Genomic DNA, 16,602 nt, shown 5'->3' with positions numbered 1-16,602 from the left:
TATTTTTAGCTAAAATCTAAATTGCCCATGAGAATTATATATGCTTGCTTACTGCTTGTCACAAGTATTACCTACAGTCAGACTAACCTGAGCGAACAGGTAGCCTTGGAAGCAAAAACGGAACAGGAATTTTTTATTGCTGCCAATGAAGGGGATTTGATCAACATCAAAATAAAAAAGACGGACGGAAAAAAAATTCCGGTGTTTTCATTTACTGCCCTGAAAAGTGGAAATACAGTGTTTACTGAAAAGCGATTTCGAAAACTTAAGAGTTCGATAACATCAATAGAAAAGAGTGTTTACAGACTTAGATTCAGAAATAGTTTTGACAAAGCGGTTGCTTTTGATATGGATATCAGCATAGATACCTTTGGAAAAACACCGGCAAAAATTGTGTACAAAACGGTGACGGACACTGTTTACGGTGAAGAAAAAACGGTGATGGACACGCTTGAAACCTTGGAAACAGAAATCCTTCAAAAAGAGCGGTTCTACTTAAACAGTAAATCAAATGCCTTGGTTAAAGGAGGCAAAAATCGTGTGGTTTTTCCGGTCTATCTGCCCGAAAACACCAAGGAATGGTTTTATGTGCTTACCGCAGATCGCGACCAGGAGGCGGTGAAAAGAACGGCGAAAACATTTAGTCTTGCATCAGAATTGAGTAAACATCTCGACACAGAAGTAACTTCACTTTCCAGTGCTGTGACCCAATTAAATGCGCCTCCGGGGGCACATATATGTGATGTTTATTTGTTGGAAAAAGAACAGGCTCAACTTTTTAGGGAAAAAGAAGACTTTAGTTTTAATATGGAGGGTTCGCGTGAAAATTATAAATCAGGAGTGATCCACATTAAGGAAAACACAGCCGACAAATTTTATATTGGGGTGAACAATCCGGATAATTTATACGGAATTCATGTTGGGATTGAAGTGGTCGCTATCATCAGCAAAGAAGAAATCGTTCCGAAGCTCATCCGAACCCCGGAAATTCACTCAAGGGAGGTTCCCTTTGCGGAATAACTATACATTTCTGTTCATCAATTCGTTGGCGAAATTCCGAAGCAATTCTTTTTTGTCATCGTTTATGGAAAGGGTGTCCAGTACATCCAGCGCCTTTTGGGTGTAATCTTCAATAGCCTCCAAGGTGGCTTCACTTCCTCCACTGGAAAGCATCAAATCTTTGACCGCCTGGATTTTATTAGCGGGATCTTCCGGGTCGATAGAATACAGATGCAGTAACTGATCAGCATCATCGGCATTTAGTTTTTCCATGGTTTTAAGGTATAGATAAGTTTTTTTATTTTCGATGATATCACCCCCAACCTGTTTTCCAAATGTTTTTGGGTCTCCAAAAGCATCCAAATAATCATCTTTCAACTGAAAAGCAACCCCGAGGTTGAGTCCAAAATCATATATGGCTTGCGCCTCTTCCTCCATAGCATTTCCTATAAAAGCGCCCATTTGTAAAGAAGCTCCGACCAAGACAGCGGTCTTGTAAGTGATCATTTTGATGTATTCCTCGATACTCACATCCTCCCTGGTTTCAAAATCGATGTCGTATTGTTGGCCTTCACAAACTTCGATAGCCGTTTTACTGAACAGTCGTGCCAGTTTTTTAAAAGTTTCCGCTTCGTAATTTTCAAAAAACTGATAAGCAACGATCAACATAGCATCCCCGGAGAGAATTCCTGTGTTGAGGTTCCATTTTTCGTGTACTGTTTCTTTTCCCCTCCGCAATGGGGCATCATCCATAATGTCGTCGTGAACCAAAGAAAAATTATGAAAAATTTCGATTGCCATGGCCGCATGCATGGCTTTTTTATGATTGTTCCCAAAAATATCGGCAGCCATTAAGGTCAACACCGGACGTAAACGTTTCCCGCCTAAGCTTAAAATATACGTGATGGGTTCGTAAAGATTAACAGGTTCTTTAGTGATAACGGTTTTTTCTAAATGTGCTACAAAAGCTTTCCTGTACTTATCTATGGACAACATAGGGTTCAATTTTTTGCTAAAATACCATAATTAGGAAAGACGCCCATTTAAATTTAATGTTAAATCTTAAAAACTATGGAAACTTTATTTGTTTTTAAAGTTTCCATTATTATCTTTGCCCTCAATTATGAAGGAGAAAATATTAGATAAGTCAGCAGAAATGTTTATAACCTTAGGGTTTAAGAGTGTCACTATGGACGATATTGCATTGTCTTTGGGGATCTCTAAAAAGACCATTTATCAACATTTCAAGAATAAGGGTGATTTGGTGGATTCAGCGGTTTTTCACCTGTCTGAGTCAATTTGTGAAGGGATTGATTACATATGTGAAGTGTCAAACAACCCTATAGAAGAGTTGTTCCATATTAAAAAATTTGTGAGTGATTATCTCAAAGATGAAAAGTCATCACCGCATTTTCAACTTAAAAAATATTATCCGGGAACCTACAATCGCTTGCTTAGGAAACAATTTGAAATGATGCAGGATTGTGTTACGGAGAATATTAAAAAAGGAATAAAATGTGGGATGTTCCGAAAAGAGGTCGGTATTGATTTTGTGTCGCGAATTTATTTCAGTGGTATGATTGGGATTAAAGACGAGGACATTTTTCCGCCGGATATATTTTCCCAGAGTGATCTAAAATCGAAATATCTGGAATATCACATAAGGGCAATTGCTACCGAAAAAGGAATTGAGGTTTTAAAAGAATTTATTAATGAAAACAAAGATTAACAGATGAGAAAGTATTTAGTCATCTCTATCATATTACTAGCTACAACTGTTAGCTTCTCCCAGGAGAAAAATTACAGTTTCTCTCTAGAAGAAGCTGTCAATTTTGCGTTGGACAGTAGTTATACCGCTTTGAACTCAAGACGGGAAGTGGCCAAGTCATTAAAACAAAAATGGGAAACAACAGCAACGGGACTGCCGCAAATAAACGGGGCAGTAGATTATCAAAACCAGCTGAAACAACCTGTTACTTTGATTCCGGGCGAAATAGCCGGTGGAGAACCGGGGACTTTTGTGCCGGTAACCTTTGGGACAAAACAGCAAATGTCACTCACAGCAACATTGAACCAGCTTATTTTTGACGGTTCATATTTGGTAGGTCTCAAGGCAGCCAAAGTGTTTGTGGATTACAATGAAAACGCAAACGAAAAAACCTTGCTGGAAGTAAGAAAAGGAGTAATTAACGCTTATGGCGGGGTGCTTTTATCACAAGAAAGTATAAGCATATTGGAGAAAAACCTTGAAACGTTGAAAGACAACCTAAGGGAAACAAAAGCAATGTTTGAAAATGGTTTTGCTGAAGAAGAAGATGTCGAACAATTGCAAATTACAACAGCACAGATTGAAAATCAGCTTAGCAACTCGAAGCGTTTGGAGGTTTATGCCAAACAAATGCTGAACCTTGCTTTGGGGATTCCGGTAAATAGTAATGTTATTTTGGAAGACAATCTGGGAAGCTTGACTGTGGAAAGTGTGAGTTTAGAGCTAATGGACACTACTTTCAGTTATGAGGATAATGTTGATTATCAAATAGCGCAAAACTTAACAAAACAGCGTGAATTGGAATTGAAATTGGAAAAAAGTAGGGCCTTACCTTCCATAAATGCATTTGTAAATTATGGGACAGCGGCCTATGATGATGAATTTGTGTTTTTTGACAGGGAAACCTCATGGTTCCAATCTTCTATTTTGGGAGTGAGTATGACAGTACCCATCTTCAGTTCGCTGCAAAGAAGTGCAAAAACCCAACAAGCAAAAATAGCCTTAGAACAAGCCAAAACAGAATTCGAACAACAAACCGAGCAGATCAATGCAGATCTGGATCTGGCAAAGAGCAATTATAGGTTTGCTATTGAAAATTATCATACCTCACAAGGGAATTTGAGGTTGGCAGAGCGGATAGAGCATAAAAATCAAGTAAAATACAAAGAAGGAATCTCAACGAGCTTTGAGCTGAGACAGGCACAAACTCAGTTGTATACAGCCCAACAAGAATATATTGAATCCATGTTGGACGTTATTGAAAAGAAAGCGGAACTTGAAACCGTATTGAACACTCCCAACCTTTTAAACAGGAATTAAATTGAGCAAAAAACTAAATCAACAAAAAATGAAGAATATATATGCAACCATATTTTTAGCAGCCTTTATGGTCTCTTGTGGAGGAGATTCTAAAAAGTCTGTAGATGATGTTATAGCCGAAGGCGATCTAAAAGCTTTGAGAACTATGCGAGAGGAGGTTTCTAAGCAACACGATATTCTTGGAGCTGATCTTGGAAAACTTGATGAAGCAATCAAAAAACTTGATACTGTTGAAAATCGAGTGTTGGTGACGGCTCTAAAAGCCAAGGACACTCTTTTTAATCATTATATCGAATTACAAGGGAATGTGAGTACCAAAGAAAACCTGATGATCAATGCAGAATATTCAGGAACCCTTCAGCGCGTTTATGTGAACGAAGGCCAAAAAGTAGGCAGAGGTCAGGTTTTGGCGCGAATCGACGATGGAGGCCTTGGAGCACAACTCTCACAATTGAGGGCACAAGCAAGTTTGGCGAAAACCACTTTTGAACGCCAAAAAAGATTGTGGGAACAAAACATCGGTTCCGAGATGCAATATTTGGAATCCCAGACACAGTATGAGTCAACTAAAAATGCAGTGGTGCAATTGGAAAGGCAGTTGGTCAAAACTACCGTTATAGCACCTTTTTCGGGAACCATTGAAGAGATTATTTCTGAACAGGGAAGTAATGTTTCCCCTGGAACAGCCATCTTGCGTATAGTGAGTTTGAGAAATATGTACATAGAAGCGGAAGTACCGGAAAGATACCTGCCGAATGTAAAGAAAGGAACTCAAGTAATTGCAGATTTTCCGGTGTTAGGGGAAAAAGTAGAAACAGAGGTTCGTCAAGCGAGCAATTATATCAATCCGGGTAACCGTTCTTTTAGAATAGAAGTGGGTGTTCCTAATAAAAACGGATCGATAAAACCCAACCTGACAGCCAAAATGAATATTAACGACTATACAAACGAAAAAGCCATTTTGGTTCCACAGAGCGTTATATCGGAGAATGCCGAAGGTGATCAATATGTATATGTAGCATCAGCCATTGACGAAAACGGAGAGGCTGAAGTGCATCGATCCATCATTGAAACCGGCAAGACACAAGAAGATCTAGTGGAAGTACTTAGTGGGATAAAAGAAGGCGACCAGATTATAAAAGAAGGAGCCCGAAGCGTACAGGAAGGACAAAAAGTGAAAATTTTAAAAAGATAAACGTCCATGAGCAAAATAAATAAAAACGCCGAAAAGGAATTTAGACTCTCGTCATGGGCTATAGAGAACAAGACGACGATCTATGTACTGATCGGGATCATATTTTTTCTCGGTATTTCAGCCTATTTCGGAATGCCGCGGGAATCGTTTCCGGAAGTAAAAGAAACCAAAATATATATAAGCACACCCTATCCGGGGAATACAGCTGAAGATATTGAACGATTGGTCACCGATCCGCTTGAAGAGGAACTGGAAAACGTGAGCAATGTGGTAGAGATTATTTCTACCTCTCAGGAAGATTATTCGATCATTACGGTCGAATTTGATGAAGACATTACGGTTGAATCTGCCAAACAAAAGGTAAAAGACGAGGTAGATGCCAAAAAAGCGGGTGAAGATTGGCCCGTTTTCAACAATGCCAAAGTAGAGCCTAATGTTTTTGACCTGAACCTGTCTGAAGAAATGCCGATCCTCAATGTGAATATCAAAGGGGATTATCCGGTGGATAAACTGAAGGAATATGGCGAATATCTGGAAGACAGGATCGAAGATTTGCCACAAATAAAAGAAGTAGATATCCGAGGTGCGCAAGAAAAAGAAGTAGAAGTGGCAGTGGATATCTATAAGATGATGGCGGCACAAGTGAGCTTCGATGATGTCTTAAACACTATTAGCGGAGGAAATGTGACCATGTCTGCCGGGAATATGATCACCAGTGGACAGCGAAGAACGATTCGTATTTTGGGAGAGATCGAGGATCCGAAGCAACTGAATAATTTTGTTGTAAAATCAGAAAACGGAGCAGTTTATTTACGGGATATTGCAGATATTAGCTTTAAAGAAGAAGATAAAACTACCTATGCTCGGGAGTTTGGCGCAAATGTGGTGATGCTGGACGTAAAAAAACGTGCCGGTAAAAACATGATTGAAGCTGCCGGGCAAATCCGCACAATTATAAAAGAAGCGGAGGAGAATAATTTCCCCCCCGATCTTTCTATCAGTATTGCTAACGATCAATCTACTCAAACCTTGAACCAGGTAAGTGATCTGGTAAACAACATTATTTTCGGGATTATTTTGGTTGTTGGCGTGTTGATGTTCTTTTTAGGGTTCAGAAACGCACTCTTTGTCGGTTTTGCGATTCCTATGTCTATGTTCATGTCTTTCATGATCCTGCAAGGACTTGGCTACACACTTAACACCATGATTCTATTTGGACTTATCATGGGACTGGGAATGTTGGTGGATAACGGAATTGTGGTGGTCGAAAATGTTTATAGACTGATAGATGAAGAAGGCATGTCCCGCATTGAAGCTGCAAAAAAAGGAATCGGGGAAATCGCCGTTCCTATTATTATTTCAACAGCTACGACTGTCGCAGCCTTTATCCCGCTGGGAATGTGGCCGGGGATGATGGGTGAATTTATGATTTACTTCCCCATAACGCTATCGGTAGTTCTAGGATCTTCGCTTTTTGTGGCCATTTTTATGAATTCCATGTTGGTTTCCCAATTTATGGATACCAACGAAAAAGTGCTGAATAGAAAACAATTGATCCGTTTGAGTGTTATCCTTGGAGTTCCCGGACTGTTTATCTTGATTTTCGGAGGAGCTGTAAGGGGTATCGGAACACTCATGATCTTTACGGCAATTATGTTTTGGATATATAGATATGGACTGAAAAGAGCTGCAAATTATTTCCAAACCCATATTTTGACATGGCTTGAAAATAAATATCAGAATTTCTTAAAATCGGCACTCAATGGATGGAGACCTGTGTTTTTTACAGGCGGAACCATTGGCTTGCTCATTATCGTGTTTATGCTCTTTGGAGGATCGCTGGGGAGCGGAAGGACAAAAGTGGAATTCTTTCCGGATAACAAACCCAACCAGATCATTGTTTATGTAGAATATCCGCAAGGAACAGATATTGAAAAGACCAATGTAATCACCAAAGAGATCGAGAAACGGGTGTATGCTGTTTTGAACGATGATGAGTATATGGACAATGGCTATAATTATATGGTGGAGTCTGCCGTATCCCAGGTAGGTGAAGGTGCCGGAAATCCGCAAACAGACGGAGGTTCGAGTGCAGAAATGCCACACAAAGCCAAGATTACAGCGACCATGCGGGAATATAAATACCGTAGAGGAAAAGACAGTGAATTACTTCGTAAAAAAGTACAGGAAGATCTGAAAGGGATTTTCCCCGGAATTGCTATTTCTGTGGAAAAAGATGCTGTTGGACCTCCGGCCGGATATCCTATCAATATTGAATTGAGTGGTGAGGATTATGACGAACTCATTGTGACTGCAGAAAAAATGAGGGATTTTATCAATTCCAAAAATGTATCGGGAGTTGAAGAATTGAAAATCGATGTGAACAAAGGAAAACCGGCAATGGTTGTTGAGGTAGACCGTGAAAAAGCCGGGGAAATGGGCGTTTCTGTCGGACAAGTAGGAAGTCAATTGAGGCGTTCTATTTTTGGTGAAAAAGCCGGAATTTATAAAGAAGGAGGGGAAGATTATGATATTTATGTACGCTTCAATCAGGATTTGAGATACAATCCCAATGCGATTTTTGATCAGAATATCATATTCCGGGATCAAGCAAGTGGACAAATAAAGGAAATTCCCGTTTCCGCAGTAGCACACAGAAAAAACACATCTTCGTTTAGTGCGATCAAACACCGTGACCTGAAAAGGGTAGTAACCGTTTATTCAGGCTTGGCTCCTGGTTTTACAGATGCTGGTGCCGTAGTGGGTGATATCCAAAAGGAAATGGGCAATTTTGTGGTGCCGGATAATATTCACATTGATTATACGGGTCAGCTTGAAGAGCAAGAAAAGCAAATGAACTTTTTGATGGGAGCATTCTTTTCGGGACTTGGATTGATCATGCTTATTTTGGTGTTCCAGTTCAGCTCCATTTCAAAGCCTACGATCATTATGCTTGCGATCTTTTTGAGTTTCATAGGTGTTTTTGGCGGTTTGATGATTACCGGATGGCCGTTTGTGATCATGATGACCATGATGGGGATCATCTCCCTGGCGGGAATTGTGGTGAACAATGGGGTGGTCTTGCTGGATTATGCACAGATTCTTATTGACCGAAGAAAAATTAAATTGGGCTTTAGGGAAGACAGTGATCTGCTTCCTATAGCTGATATGAAAGAAGTCTTGGTGATGGCTGGTAGGGCAAGGCTACGTCCGGTACTTTTAACGGCAATTACCACTATTTTAGGACTTATTCCTTTAGCTATCGGATTGAATATTGATTTCTTTTCCCTGTTTTCAGAGTTTGATGCCCAAATCTATATGGGTGGGGATAATGTGATCTTCTGGGGGCCGTTGGCATGGACCGTTATTTTCGGACTTTTTGTTGCCACCTTCCTTACATTGATCATTGTTCCATTGTTGTTTTATATCACATATAGGATAAAACTAAAAATCAGGGGAAGAAGAGGAAGAAAAAATAACAACAAAAGCAAAATTGAACCTGAACCTGCAGTAGTATTAGAAAACGTATAAAAGAAAAATCTTGATGATGAGGAACATCAAGGTTTCTATTGAAGTTCATTAGGGTTAATAGTGACTGGAATCGGTTTTTGTCTTAGGAATAAGATGAAAACCGATTTTTTTATGGTGGAAATGATGATGAGTTAAAAAAATCACATAGTTTGATAGCAAAACGTGAGTTCGCTTTATTTTGAGGTGACAATCAAAACAAAGTCATTTGCCCATCCCGACTACTTCTGTGCCTGTGTTTTTCCGTCTCATACAACTCGTGGTTCAACCTTGGGAAGGTTTTGTCTTTAAAATAGGTTTGCCGGGCTATCCGGAAGAGATTGTGAATTTGTTCTGCGATTTTTCCCTCTCCTTTTTTCCTTACGCCATATCTACTGTCATTCAGTGTGCCACCGTGGCAATCAGCAATTTGGTGTAAAACCTTTTCGGCTTTATCGGGCATGGTTTTTTTGATCCAATCAGTAAATATTTGTCCGATAGCCCCGTTCAGCCGCACTATGGTAAAACCGATCGATTTTGCTCCGTGTTCTTCTGCAGCTTTGGCGAGCGATAGTATTTCGTGACTGTTGATCGACGGAATGATAGGAGCGATCATTACATTGACAGGAATGTTATTTTCAGTAAGGGTTTTTACGGTCTTCAATCTTTTTTTGATGCTGGCCGTTCTGGGTTCCAACACACGGCGGGTTTCTTCGCTCAATGAGGTAATAGAAATGTTGACCCCTATCAATCTGTCTTTTGTCAGAGCCTTCAAAATATCAAGATCGTGACAGATATAAGCGTTTTTGGTGATAATGGCCACAGGGTGTTTGAACTTTAAAAAGATTTCTAGACATTTTCGGGTGATGCCAAATTTTTGTTCTGCAGGTTGATAACAATCAGTGTTACCGGACATAACAATGGTTTTAGCGCGCCAATTCTTGCTCAGCAACTTCTTTTCCAGCAATTGTGGAGCATTTTTTTTGATGAGGATTTTCCTTTCAAAATCCAATCCGGCACTATAGCCCCAATATTCGTGAGCGTTTCTGGCATAACAATAAATGCATCCGTGTTCACAACCTTGATAGGGATTCATGGAATAGCCCATGCCCACATCGGGACTTGTCACTTTGTTGACGATGGTTTTTGGAAAAACTTCAAGGTATTGGGTCTTGTTTTTGTCGGCTACCTCTCCTTCCAAACGGCAATATTCAAGAAAATCATCACGCGTTTCATGGGATAATTCCAAGAACTTATTGCGAACGTTTATTTGCGCTCCCCTGCCTTTGATGTGTTTTTCTATATTGGACATATTCCAAAATTATGGAATAATTCCAATCAATAAAAAGATTATCATTTTTATTTCTTCAAAAACCAACAGATAAAAATGTTGTTGTTAGAGGAAACGTCTGGAAATAAAGTTTTTAAGGTATTATTTTTATTTCTACCTGATTTTCATTTATCTTTGAAAAGTAAACTTTGGGGGTGCTGATTCATTTCAGCTGAGATAAACCCTTTGAACCTGATCAGGTTAATACCTGCGAAGGGAAAAGTCAGTCACTTTTTATACAACAAAATTACTTTTCAAAATGTAGTTTTTTGTATTTCACTTCCTGTTGGGATTTCCCCTTTGGTTTACAGCTATTAATTTAAAAGATTATGATAACTGTAAACATCAACAAGCAATCGTATTCATTTTCACCTCCCATTACCGTGGGTTCAGTATTGGAACAACTCAAAATTGGTTCACAAGGAATCGCTGTGGCCGTTAATAATTGTGTAGTGACACGTTCGACCTGGACAACACAACAACTCGACGAAGGTGATAAGGTGATGATTATTCAAGCTACCCAAGGGGGTTGATGTTTCGCCAAATATGTGCAAAAAATGAAGGAAATGCAAAATAAAGAATCGTCTCAACCCACGACAACCATTAGTAGGGAACCCTTCCCTAACTCAACAAAAGTTTACGTTAGCGGAAGTCTTTTTAAAGATATCAAGGTTCCCATGCGGAAAATATCACTAAGTGATTCAGTGGACAGGTTTAACGGAACCCGGGAAGTCAATGATCCGGTTTATGTCTATGATACCAGCGGTCCTTATACAGATCCCTCGGTAGAAATAAACGTGCGAAAAGGATTGTATCCCTTGCGTCAACCTTGGGTTGCTGCCCGTGAAGATGTCGAATTGCTAAAAGGACTGTCTTCAGATTATGGAAAACAAAGAGAGGTCGATAAAAAATTGGATGAACTTCGATTCCAACACGTACGCAAACCCTTAAAGGCAAAATCCGGTAAAAATGTGACACAAATGCATTATGCCAAAAAGGGGATTATTACACCTGAAATGGAATTTATTGCCATTCGTGAAAATCAGAAATTGGAAGAACTCAAGGCGCTTTCTGAACAGCATCCCGGAAATAGTTTTGGAGCATCCATTCCCAAAGTGATTACCCCGGAATTTGTACGGGATGAAGTGGCTCGTGGAAGGGCAATCATTCCTAACAACATCAACCATCCGGAAAGTGAACCCATGATCATCGGACGTAATTTCTTGGTGAAAATCAATGCCAATATCGGGAACTCTGCTGTGACCTCTTCCATAGAAGAAGAAGTGGAAAAATCCGTTTGGGCATGTCGTTGGGGTGCTGACACCATCATGGATCTTTCTACTGGGAAGAATATTCACGAAACCCGTGAGTGGATCTTGAGGAATTCTCCTGTTCCGATCGGAACGGTGCCGATCTATCAGGCCTTGGAAAAAGTAAATGGTAAAGCCGAAGACCTGACCTGGGAAATTTTCAGGGACACTTTAATCGAACAAGCCGAACAAGGGGTTGATTATTTCACCATTCATGCCGGGGTTCGACTAAAATATGTTCCGCATACGGCAAAACGTGTTACCGGAATTGTTTCCCGTGGCGGTTCGATCATGGCGAAGTGGTGTTTGGCACATCATAAGGAAAGCTTTTTATACACCCATTTTGAAGAAATATGTGAGATTATGAAAGCTTATGACGTAGCGTTCTCCTTGGGAGACGGCTTGCGTCCGGGTAGTATTGCCGATGCCAATGACTATGCTCAGTTTGCAGAGCTTGAAACCTTGGGCGAGCTAACAAAAATTGCATGGAAACACGATGTGCAATGTATGATTGAAGGCCCCGGCCATGTTCCTATGCACATGATCAAAGAAAACATGGAGAAACAGTTGGAAGAGTGTGGAGAAGCGCCTTTTTACACCTTAGGACCACTTACAACTGATATCGCTCCGGGTTATGACCATATCACTAGTGGAATTGGAGCAGCGCAAATCGGGTGGTATGGTTGCGCAATGCTTTGCTATGTTACCCCAAAAGAACATTTAGGATTACCCAACAGAGATGATGTGAAAGAAGGGGTGATTACCTATAAAATTGCAGCCCACGCAGCCGATTTGGCCAAAGGGCATCCCGGGGCTCAACATCGTGACGATGCCATGAGTAAGGCCCGGTTTGAATTCCGTTGGGAAGATCAGTTCAACTTGGCATTGGATCCTGATACGGCCAGAGCTTATCACGATGAAACCTTACCATCGGAAAATGCCAAGGTCGCTCATTTTTGTTCGATGTGCGGACCTAATTTCTGTTCGATGAAGATCACCCAGGATGTGCGGAAATATGCCAAAGAAAACGGCATGGAAACGCAAGAGGCGATCGAAAAGGGTATGGAAGAAAAAGCCAAGGAATTTAAAGATAAGGGAAGCGAAGTTTATTTGTAATCAAAAAGAACCTCATGTTCATTGTCATTACTTCTGAATCTGATCTTAAAAATGAAATAACGCAGATAAAACAGCTATTTGTGTTGGGTTTGGAAATTTTGCACGTGAGAAAGCCTTTTTTTTCAAAAGAGGAAATGCGACAATGGTTGAATTTCTTTCCGAAGGAAATACATAGAAAAATAGTTTTGCATCAACATCATGAACTGGTAGGGGAATTTGAACTGAAAGGAATTCATCTTACTGAAAAAAAACGTGCAGAAATTGAGAGTCAACAACCTCAGGAAAAGTCCTGTGAAATCCCTTCGGGAATATTTCACAGGGACAAGCACACGAGACATAAATCGGAAACCTATAAAAACATTTCGACGCAAGCCTCCCTGTTCGACAGACAGGCGTCAGAACTTTATAAATCTCACTTAGTGAGTGAAAATTGGAAAAGAAAAGGATTAACGGTAAGCGCTTCATTTCATCAGCAAAAAGAAGTGGAGCGTCAAATTGTGTATGACTACGCATTTTTGAGTCCGGTCTTTACCTCGATTTCAAAAAAGGAATATGAAGGGAAAGAGTATCGACTATCAAAAACCCAACGTCCGGTGATTGCTTTGGGAGGAATTTCAGAAAAAACGCTTCCACTAACCCCAGAAATGGGGTATGCCGGAGCAGCGGTATTGGGAAATATATGGTGTGAAACGGATCCGATAAGACAATTTAAAAACCTTCAAAAAATATATGAGGATGTGTACGGATAAACCAGTAGTGATGAGCATAGCGGGATTTGACCCTAGTGGAGGTGCCGGAATTTTGGCTGATTGCAAAACTTTTGAGGCCATCGGTGTTCCCGGAATTGCTGTCAATACCGCCAATACCATTCAGACCGATGTCGCATTTGAAACTTGCGAATGGCTTTCCGATGATATGGTGATGCAACAACTGGAAATGTTGCTGAATCGCTTTTCGGTTTCAGTGGTGAAAATCGGAATTGTTCAGCATCTTTCATTGCTTCAGGAATTGGTGCAACTCATCAAAGAAAAATCCCCGGAATGCAAGATTGTATGGGATCCGGTTTTGAAGGCATCAACAGGCTTTGACTTTCATTCATCAGCTCCTATTTCCAAAGAAATCCATCAACTGTTGCCAGACATCGATTTGGTAGTTCCCAATTATGAAGAAGTAAAAGCTTTTTCCGAAGAAAATACGGTAGCCGGAGGAGTGAAAGCCATCACCAGATGCTCTCATTTATATTTAAAAGGAGGACACCGAAAAGACCGCTTGGGTGAAGACGAACTTTTTTTGGGGACGAGTGACAAAACTATTTTGAAACCCTCAAGAAATGATTGTACCAAAAAGCACGGAAGTGGTTGTGTGTTATCAGCGGCCATTGCTGCTTATTATTATTTAACAAAAGACTGGGAGGAGAGTTGTCGAAAGGCAAAAACTTATACGGAAAACTTTTTGGCTTCCACCCCCACATTAATTGGAAAGCATTTATGCAAAATATAGGATTGTATTACATATCTCAAGGAGAAACCCCTGAAGAACACCTTTTGTTTATTGAAAAAATGGCAAAAGCAGGGGTAAAATGGATTCAGCTGCGCTTGAAGGAGGTTTCCAAAGGCATATTTTTGGAAACAGCACTAAGGGCAGCCACCGTTTGTGAACGATATGGAGCGAAACTTATAGTGAACGACGATGTGGAAGTGGCAAAAGCAACAGATGCGGCGGGTGTTCATTTGGGAAAGGAAGATAGTTGTCCACTGATTGCCCGAAAACTATTGGGTGCTGAAAAAATAATAGGCGGAACAGCCAATACCCTTGCAGATTGCTATAATTTGATAGTGAATAAGAAAGTAGATTATATAGGATTGGGCCCCTTTCGGTTTACGACCACCAAAAAGAATTTAAGTCCGATAATGAACATAGAAGGCTATCGGGAAATTTTAAAAGCATTGGATATTCAGGATAGGTCTACTCCGATGGTTGCTATTGGAGGAATAACTAAAACAGATGTTTCTGCACTAAAACAAGCAGGGGTTCAAGGGGTGGCCATTTCGTCGTTTTTACATCAACAAGAAGATCTGCAACAATGCGTTGATCAAATCCAAAACCATTTTAAACTTCAAAGTTATGCAAGATAATTTAACCATCGCGGGACGCACTTTTTCATCCCGGCTGTTTACCGGAACGGGGAAATTCAGTAGTGCAAATGTTATGGAAGAAGCCATACTGGCAAGTGAAAGTGAGCTGGTAACCGTAGCTTTAAAGCGTGTAGACCCCGAAGCAAAAGAAGGCGATTTGGTAAGCGCTTTAAAACATAAACATATTCATTTGTTACCCAATACTTCCGGGGTTCGAAACGCAGAAGAAGCTGTTTTTGCAGCAGAAATGGCTCGGGAAGCTTTGGGAACTCATTGGGTGAAAGTGGAGGTACATCCCGATCCAAAATATTTACTGCCGGATCCCGTAGAAACCTTAAAAGCTTGTGATATTCTTGTAAAAAAAGGATTTGTGGTGATGCCATATATTCATGCCGATCCGGTATTGTGTAAACGATTGGAAGAGGTGGGCGCACAGTGTGTGATGCCACTGGGAGCTCCCATAGGAACCAATAAAGGATTGAAAACCTTAGATTTTTTAGAAATTATTATTGAACAAAGTAAAGTTCCGGTGATTGTGGATGCAGGAATTGGAAGCCCTTCGCATGCGGCTCATGCTATGGAAATAGGAGCCGATGCGGTGCTGGTCAATACAGCGATTGCGGTTTCACAAAATCCGGTTAAAATGGCAAAAGCGTTTAAAATGGCAGTTGAATCCGGACGTATGGCTTATGAGGCCAAACTGGCTTCTTCATCAGTGGAAGCAAACGCCAGTAGTCCGTTAACTCAATTTTTATATGAGTAGTTTTAAAGATACATTAGCACAATATTCCTGGGATGAAACCTTGCAAAGTATATTTGATAAAACCCTGGGCGATGTTCAAAAGGCACTGGAAAAAGAGCAAAGGGACTTAGAAGATTTCAAAGCACTGATCTCTCCAACGGCAAAGCCTTTTTTAGAGGAAATGGCCCGAAAAAGTCATTTGCTCACCTTAAAGCGTTTTGGGAAAACCATGCAAATGTACGCGCCGCTGTATCTGAGTAATGAATGTCAGAATATTTGTACCTATTGCGGCTTTAGCTTTACCAATAAAATCCCCAGAAGAACCCTGAACGATGATGAGATCCTCAAAGAAGCCACTTTTTTAAAGGAAAAAGGTTATGATCATATTCTGTTGGTTACCGGGGAAGCCAATCGAACCGTAGGGGTGGATTATTTGCATAATGCCATTACCTTGCTTCGTCCCATTTTTTCAAATATATCGATAGAAGTACAACCCCTGGAAGAGACAGAATATATTTATTTAAAGGAAGCCGGATTGTATGCCACGCTCGTATATCAGGAGACCTACCATCGGGAGACCTACAAGCAACACCATCCGAAAGGGAAAAAATCAAATTTTGATTACCGATTGGAAACCCCCGACCGTTTGGGAAGAGCGGGAATACACAAAATAGGCTTGGGAGCTTTATTCGGACTGGAAGATTGGCGGGCAGATAGCTTTTTTACGGCCTTACATTTAAAATACCTTCAAAAAGAATACTGGCAAACCCGATATTCCATTTCCTTTCCGCGACTTCGACCTTTTAGTGGTGGAGTGGAGCCAAAAGTTGAAATGACCGATGCGGATTTGGTGCAGCTTATTTGTGCCTATCGATTATTGGATGAGGAAGTAGAACTTTCCATTTCGACCCGGGAAAGTGAAATTTTCAGGGATCATATTATTCATTTAGGCATTACGTCCATGAGTGCCGAATCGAAAACCAATCCCGGAGGGTATGTGGTCGAACCTCAATCTCTTGAGCAATTTGAAATTTCAGATGAACGCTCTACCGAAACCATTGCAGAAATGTTAAAAGCAAATTATCTGGAACCGGTTTGGAAAGATTGGGAAAAAGCTTGGTAGTCGAAAATTAATATAACAATATCTTGTTCATTTTTTTTGTGTAACTTTTACAATGAA

14 protein-coding genes and 1 riboswitch are annotated in these 16,602 nt (G+C 40.4%); of the genes, 12 read left to right on the top strand and 2 right to left on the bottom strand.

Features of this window, described 5'->3' with window-relative positions:
* Positions 1-27: 27 nt before the first annotated feature.
* The gene (locus OOZ15_RS02885) at positions 28-1,020 is read left to right on the top strand and encodes a hypothetical protein (RefSeq protein WP_265954212.1); all 993 of its coding nucleotides are present in this window, start codon (positions 28-30) and stop codon (positions 1,018-1,020) included.
* Here the strand turns inward: OOZ15_RS02885 and OOZ15_RS02880 are convergent, their stop codons facing one another.
* Positions 1,021-1,995 carry a polyprenyl synthetase family protein gene (locus OOZ15_RS02880; protein WP_265954211.1) on the bottom strand — a complete coding sequence of 325 codons (975 nt, stop codon included), beginning with the start codon at positions 1,993-1,995 and terminating at the stop codon, positions 1,021-1,023.
* A 127-nt stretch (positions 1,996-2,122) separates the two neighbouring features.
* Here OOZ15_RS02880 and OOZ15_RS02875 point away from each other — a divergent pair, with 127 nt between their 5' ends.
* From OOZ15_RS02875 to OOZ15_RS02860, 4 genes are read left to right on the top strand one after another with little or no spacing between them, the layout of a single operon-like run.
* Positions 2,123-2,728: a TetR/AcrR family transcriptional regulator gene (locus OOZ15_RS02875; RefSeq protein WP_265954210.1), complete on the top strand. Its 606-nt coding sequence runs from the start codon at positions 2,123-2,125 to the stop codon at positions 2,726-2,728.
* Between the two features lie 3 nt (positions 2,729-2,731).
* Entirely contained in the window at positions 2,732-4,087 is a 1,356-nt protein-coding gene (locus OOZ15_RS02870) for a TolC family protein (protein ID WP_265954209.1), read from the top strand.
* Positions 4,088-4,115: 28 nt separating this feature from the next.
* Complete coding sequence (locus tag OOZ15_RS02865; protein WP_265954208.1) at positions 4,116-5,282, top strand: efflux RND transporter periplasmic adaptor subunit; 1,167 nt, start codon at positions 4,116-4,118, stop codon at positions 5,280-5,282.
* A 6-nt stretch (positions 5,283-5,288) separates the two neighbouring features.
* A complete protein-coding gene (locus tag OOZ15_RS02860) occupies positions 5,289-8,813 on the top strand; it encodes an efflux RND transporter permease subunit (RefSeq protein WP_265954207.1) in 3,525 nt (1,174 codons plus the stop codon).
* Positions 8,814-9,003: 190 nt separating this feature from the next.
* On the opposite strand, the gene OOZ15_RS02855 is transcribed toward OOZ15_RS02860, so the two are convergent.
* The gene (locus tag OOZ15_RS02855) at positions 9,004-10,101 is read right to left on the bottom strand and encodes a PA0069 family radical SAM protein (protein WP_265954206.1); all 1,098 of its coding nucleotides are present in this window, start codon (positions 10,099-10,101) and stop codon (positions 9,004-9,006) included.
* Positions 10,102-10,260: 159 nt separating this feature from the next.
* A riboswitch (TPP riboswitch) is annotated at positions 10,261-10,355 on the top strand.
* 93 nt (positions 10,356-10,448) lie between these two features.
* Between OOZ15_RS02855 and thiS the strand changes: the two genes are divergently transcribed.
* The 7 genes from thiS to thiH are packed head-to-tail and all read left to right on the top strand — an operon-like array spanning position 10,449 to position 16,545.
* Positions 10,449-10,652, top strand: a complete 204-nt coding sequence (gene thiS / locus OOZ15_RS02850; protein ID WP_265954205.1) for a sulfur carrier protein ThiS — start codon at positions 10,449-10,451, stop codon at positions 10,650-10,652.
* Between the two features lie 33 nt (positions 10,653-10,685).
* The gene (thiC, locus tag OOZ15_RS02845) at positions 10,686-12,545 is read left to right on the top strand and encodes a phosphomethylpyrimidine synthase ThiC (protein WP_265954204.1); all 1,860 of its coding nucleotides are present in this window, start codon (positions 10,686-10,688) and stop codon (positions 12,543-12,545) included.
* 14 nt (positions 12,546-12,559) lie between these two features.
* Entirely contained in the window at positions 12,560-13,294 is a 735-nt protein-coding gene (locus OOZ15_RS02840; protein ID WP_265954203.1) for a thiamine phosphate synthase, read from the top strand.
* The gene (locus tag OOZ15_RS02835) at positions 13,281-14,045 is read left to right on the top strand and encodes a hydroxymethylpyrimidine/phosphomethylpyrimidine kinase (protein ID WP_265954202.1); all 765 of its coding nucleotides are present in this window, start codon (positions 13,281-13,283) and stop codon (positions 14,043-14,045) included. The genes OOZ15_RS02840 and OOZ15_RS02835 overlap by 14 nt, the downstream gene beginning before the upstream one ends.
* Entirely contained in the window at positions 14,033-14,680 is a 648-nt protein-coding gene (gene thiE / locus OOZ15_RS02830; protein ID WP_265954201.1) for a thiamine phosphate synthase, read from the top strand. The genes OOZ15_RS02835 and thiE overlap by 13 nt, the downstream gene beginning before the upstream one ends.
* A complete protein-coding gene (locus OOZ15_RS02825; RefSeq protein WP_265954200.1) occupies positions 14,670-15,443 on the top strand; it encodes a thiazole synthase in 774 nt (257 codons plus the stop codon). Before thiE ends, OOZ15_RS02825 begins: the two co-directional genes overlap by 11 nt.
* A complete protein-coding gene (thiH, locus tag OOZ15_RS02820; protein WP_265954199.1) occupies positions 15,436-16,545 on the top strand; it encodes a 2-iminoacetate synthase ThiH in 1,110 nt (369 codons plus the stop codon). Before OOZ15_RS02825 ends, thiH begins: the two co-directional genes overlap by 8 nt.
* Positions 16,546-16,602 lie beyond the last annotated feature (57 nt).

Source organism: Galbibacter kalidii (genome assembly GCF_026241135.1).
Classification (GTDB): Bacteria; Bacteroidota; Bacteroidia; order Flavobacteriales; family Flavobacteriaceae; genus Galbibacter.
Note: the sequence above shows the minus strand (reverse complement) of the source record. Positions and strands in the feature narration are given on the sequence as shown.

Coding starts and splice junctions, on each gene's coding strand:
- OOZ15_RS02885 (WP_265954212.1), top strand. CDS start 28: ATGAGAATTATATATGCTTGCTTACTGCTTGTCACAAGTATTACCTAC.
- OOZ15_RS02880 (WP_265954211.1), bottom strand. CDS start 1,995: ATGTTGTCCATAGATAAGTACAGGAAAGCTTTTGTAGCACATTTAGAA.
- OOZ15_RS02875 (WP_265954210.1), top strand. CDS start 2,123: ATGAAGGAGAAAATATTAGATAAGTCAGCAGAAATGTTTATAACCTTA.
- OOZ15_RS02870 (WP_265954209.1), top strand. CDS start 2,732: ATGAGAAAGTATTTAGTCATCTCTATCATATTACTAGCTACAACTGTT.
- OOZ15_RS02865 (WP_265954208.1), top strand. CDS start 4,116: ATGAAGAATATATATGCAACCATATTTTTAGCAGCCTTTATGGTCTCT.
- OOZ15_RS02860 (WP_265954207.1), top strand. CDS start 5,289: ATGAGCAAAATAAATAAAAACGCCGAAAAGGAATTTAGACTCTCGTCA.
- OOZ15_RS02855 (WP_265954206.1), bottom strand. CDS start 10,101: ATGTCCAATATAGAAAAACACATCAAAGGCAGGGGAGCGCAAATAAAC.
- thiS (WP_265954205.1), top strand. CDS start 10,449: ATGATAACTGTAAACATCAACAAGCAATCGTATTCATTTTCACCTCCC.
- thiC (WP_265954204.1), top strand. CDS start 10,686: ATGCAAAATAAAGAATCGTCTCAACCCACGACAACCATTAGTAGGGAA.
- OOZ15_RS02840 (WP_265954203.1), top strand. CDS start 12,560: ATGTTCATTGTCATTACTTCTGAATCTGATCTTAAAAATGAAATAACG.
- OOZ15_RS02835 (WP_265954202.1), top strand. CDS start 13,281: ATGTGTACGGATAAACCAGTAGTGATGAGCATAGCGGGATTTGACCCT.
- thiE (WP_265954201.1), top strand. CDS start 14,033: ATGCAAAATATAGGATTGTATTACATATCTCAAGGAGAAACCCCTGAA.
- OOZ15_RS02825 (WP_265954200.1), top strand. CDS start 14,670: ATGCAAGATAATTTAACCATCGCGGGACGCACTTTTTCATCCCGGCTG.
- thiH (WP_265954199.1), top strand. CDS start 15,436: ATGAGTAGTTTTAAAGATACATTAGCACAATATTCCTGGGATGAAACC.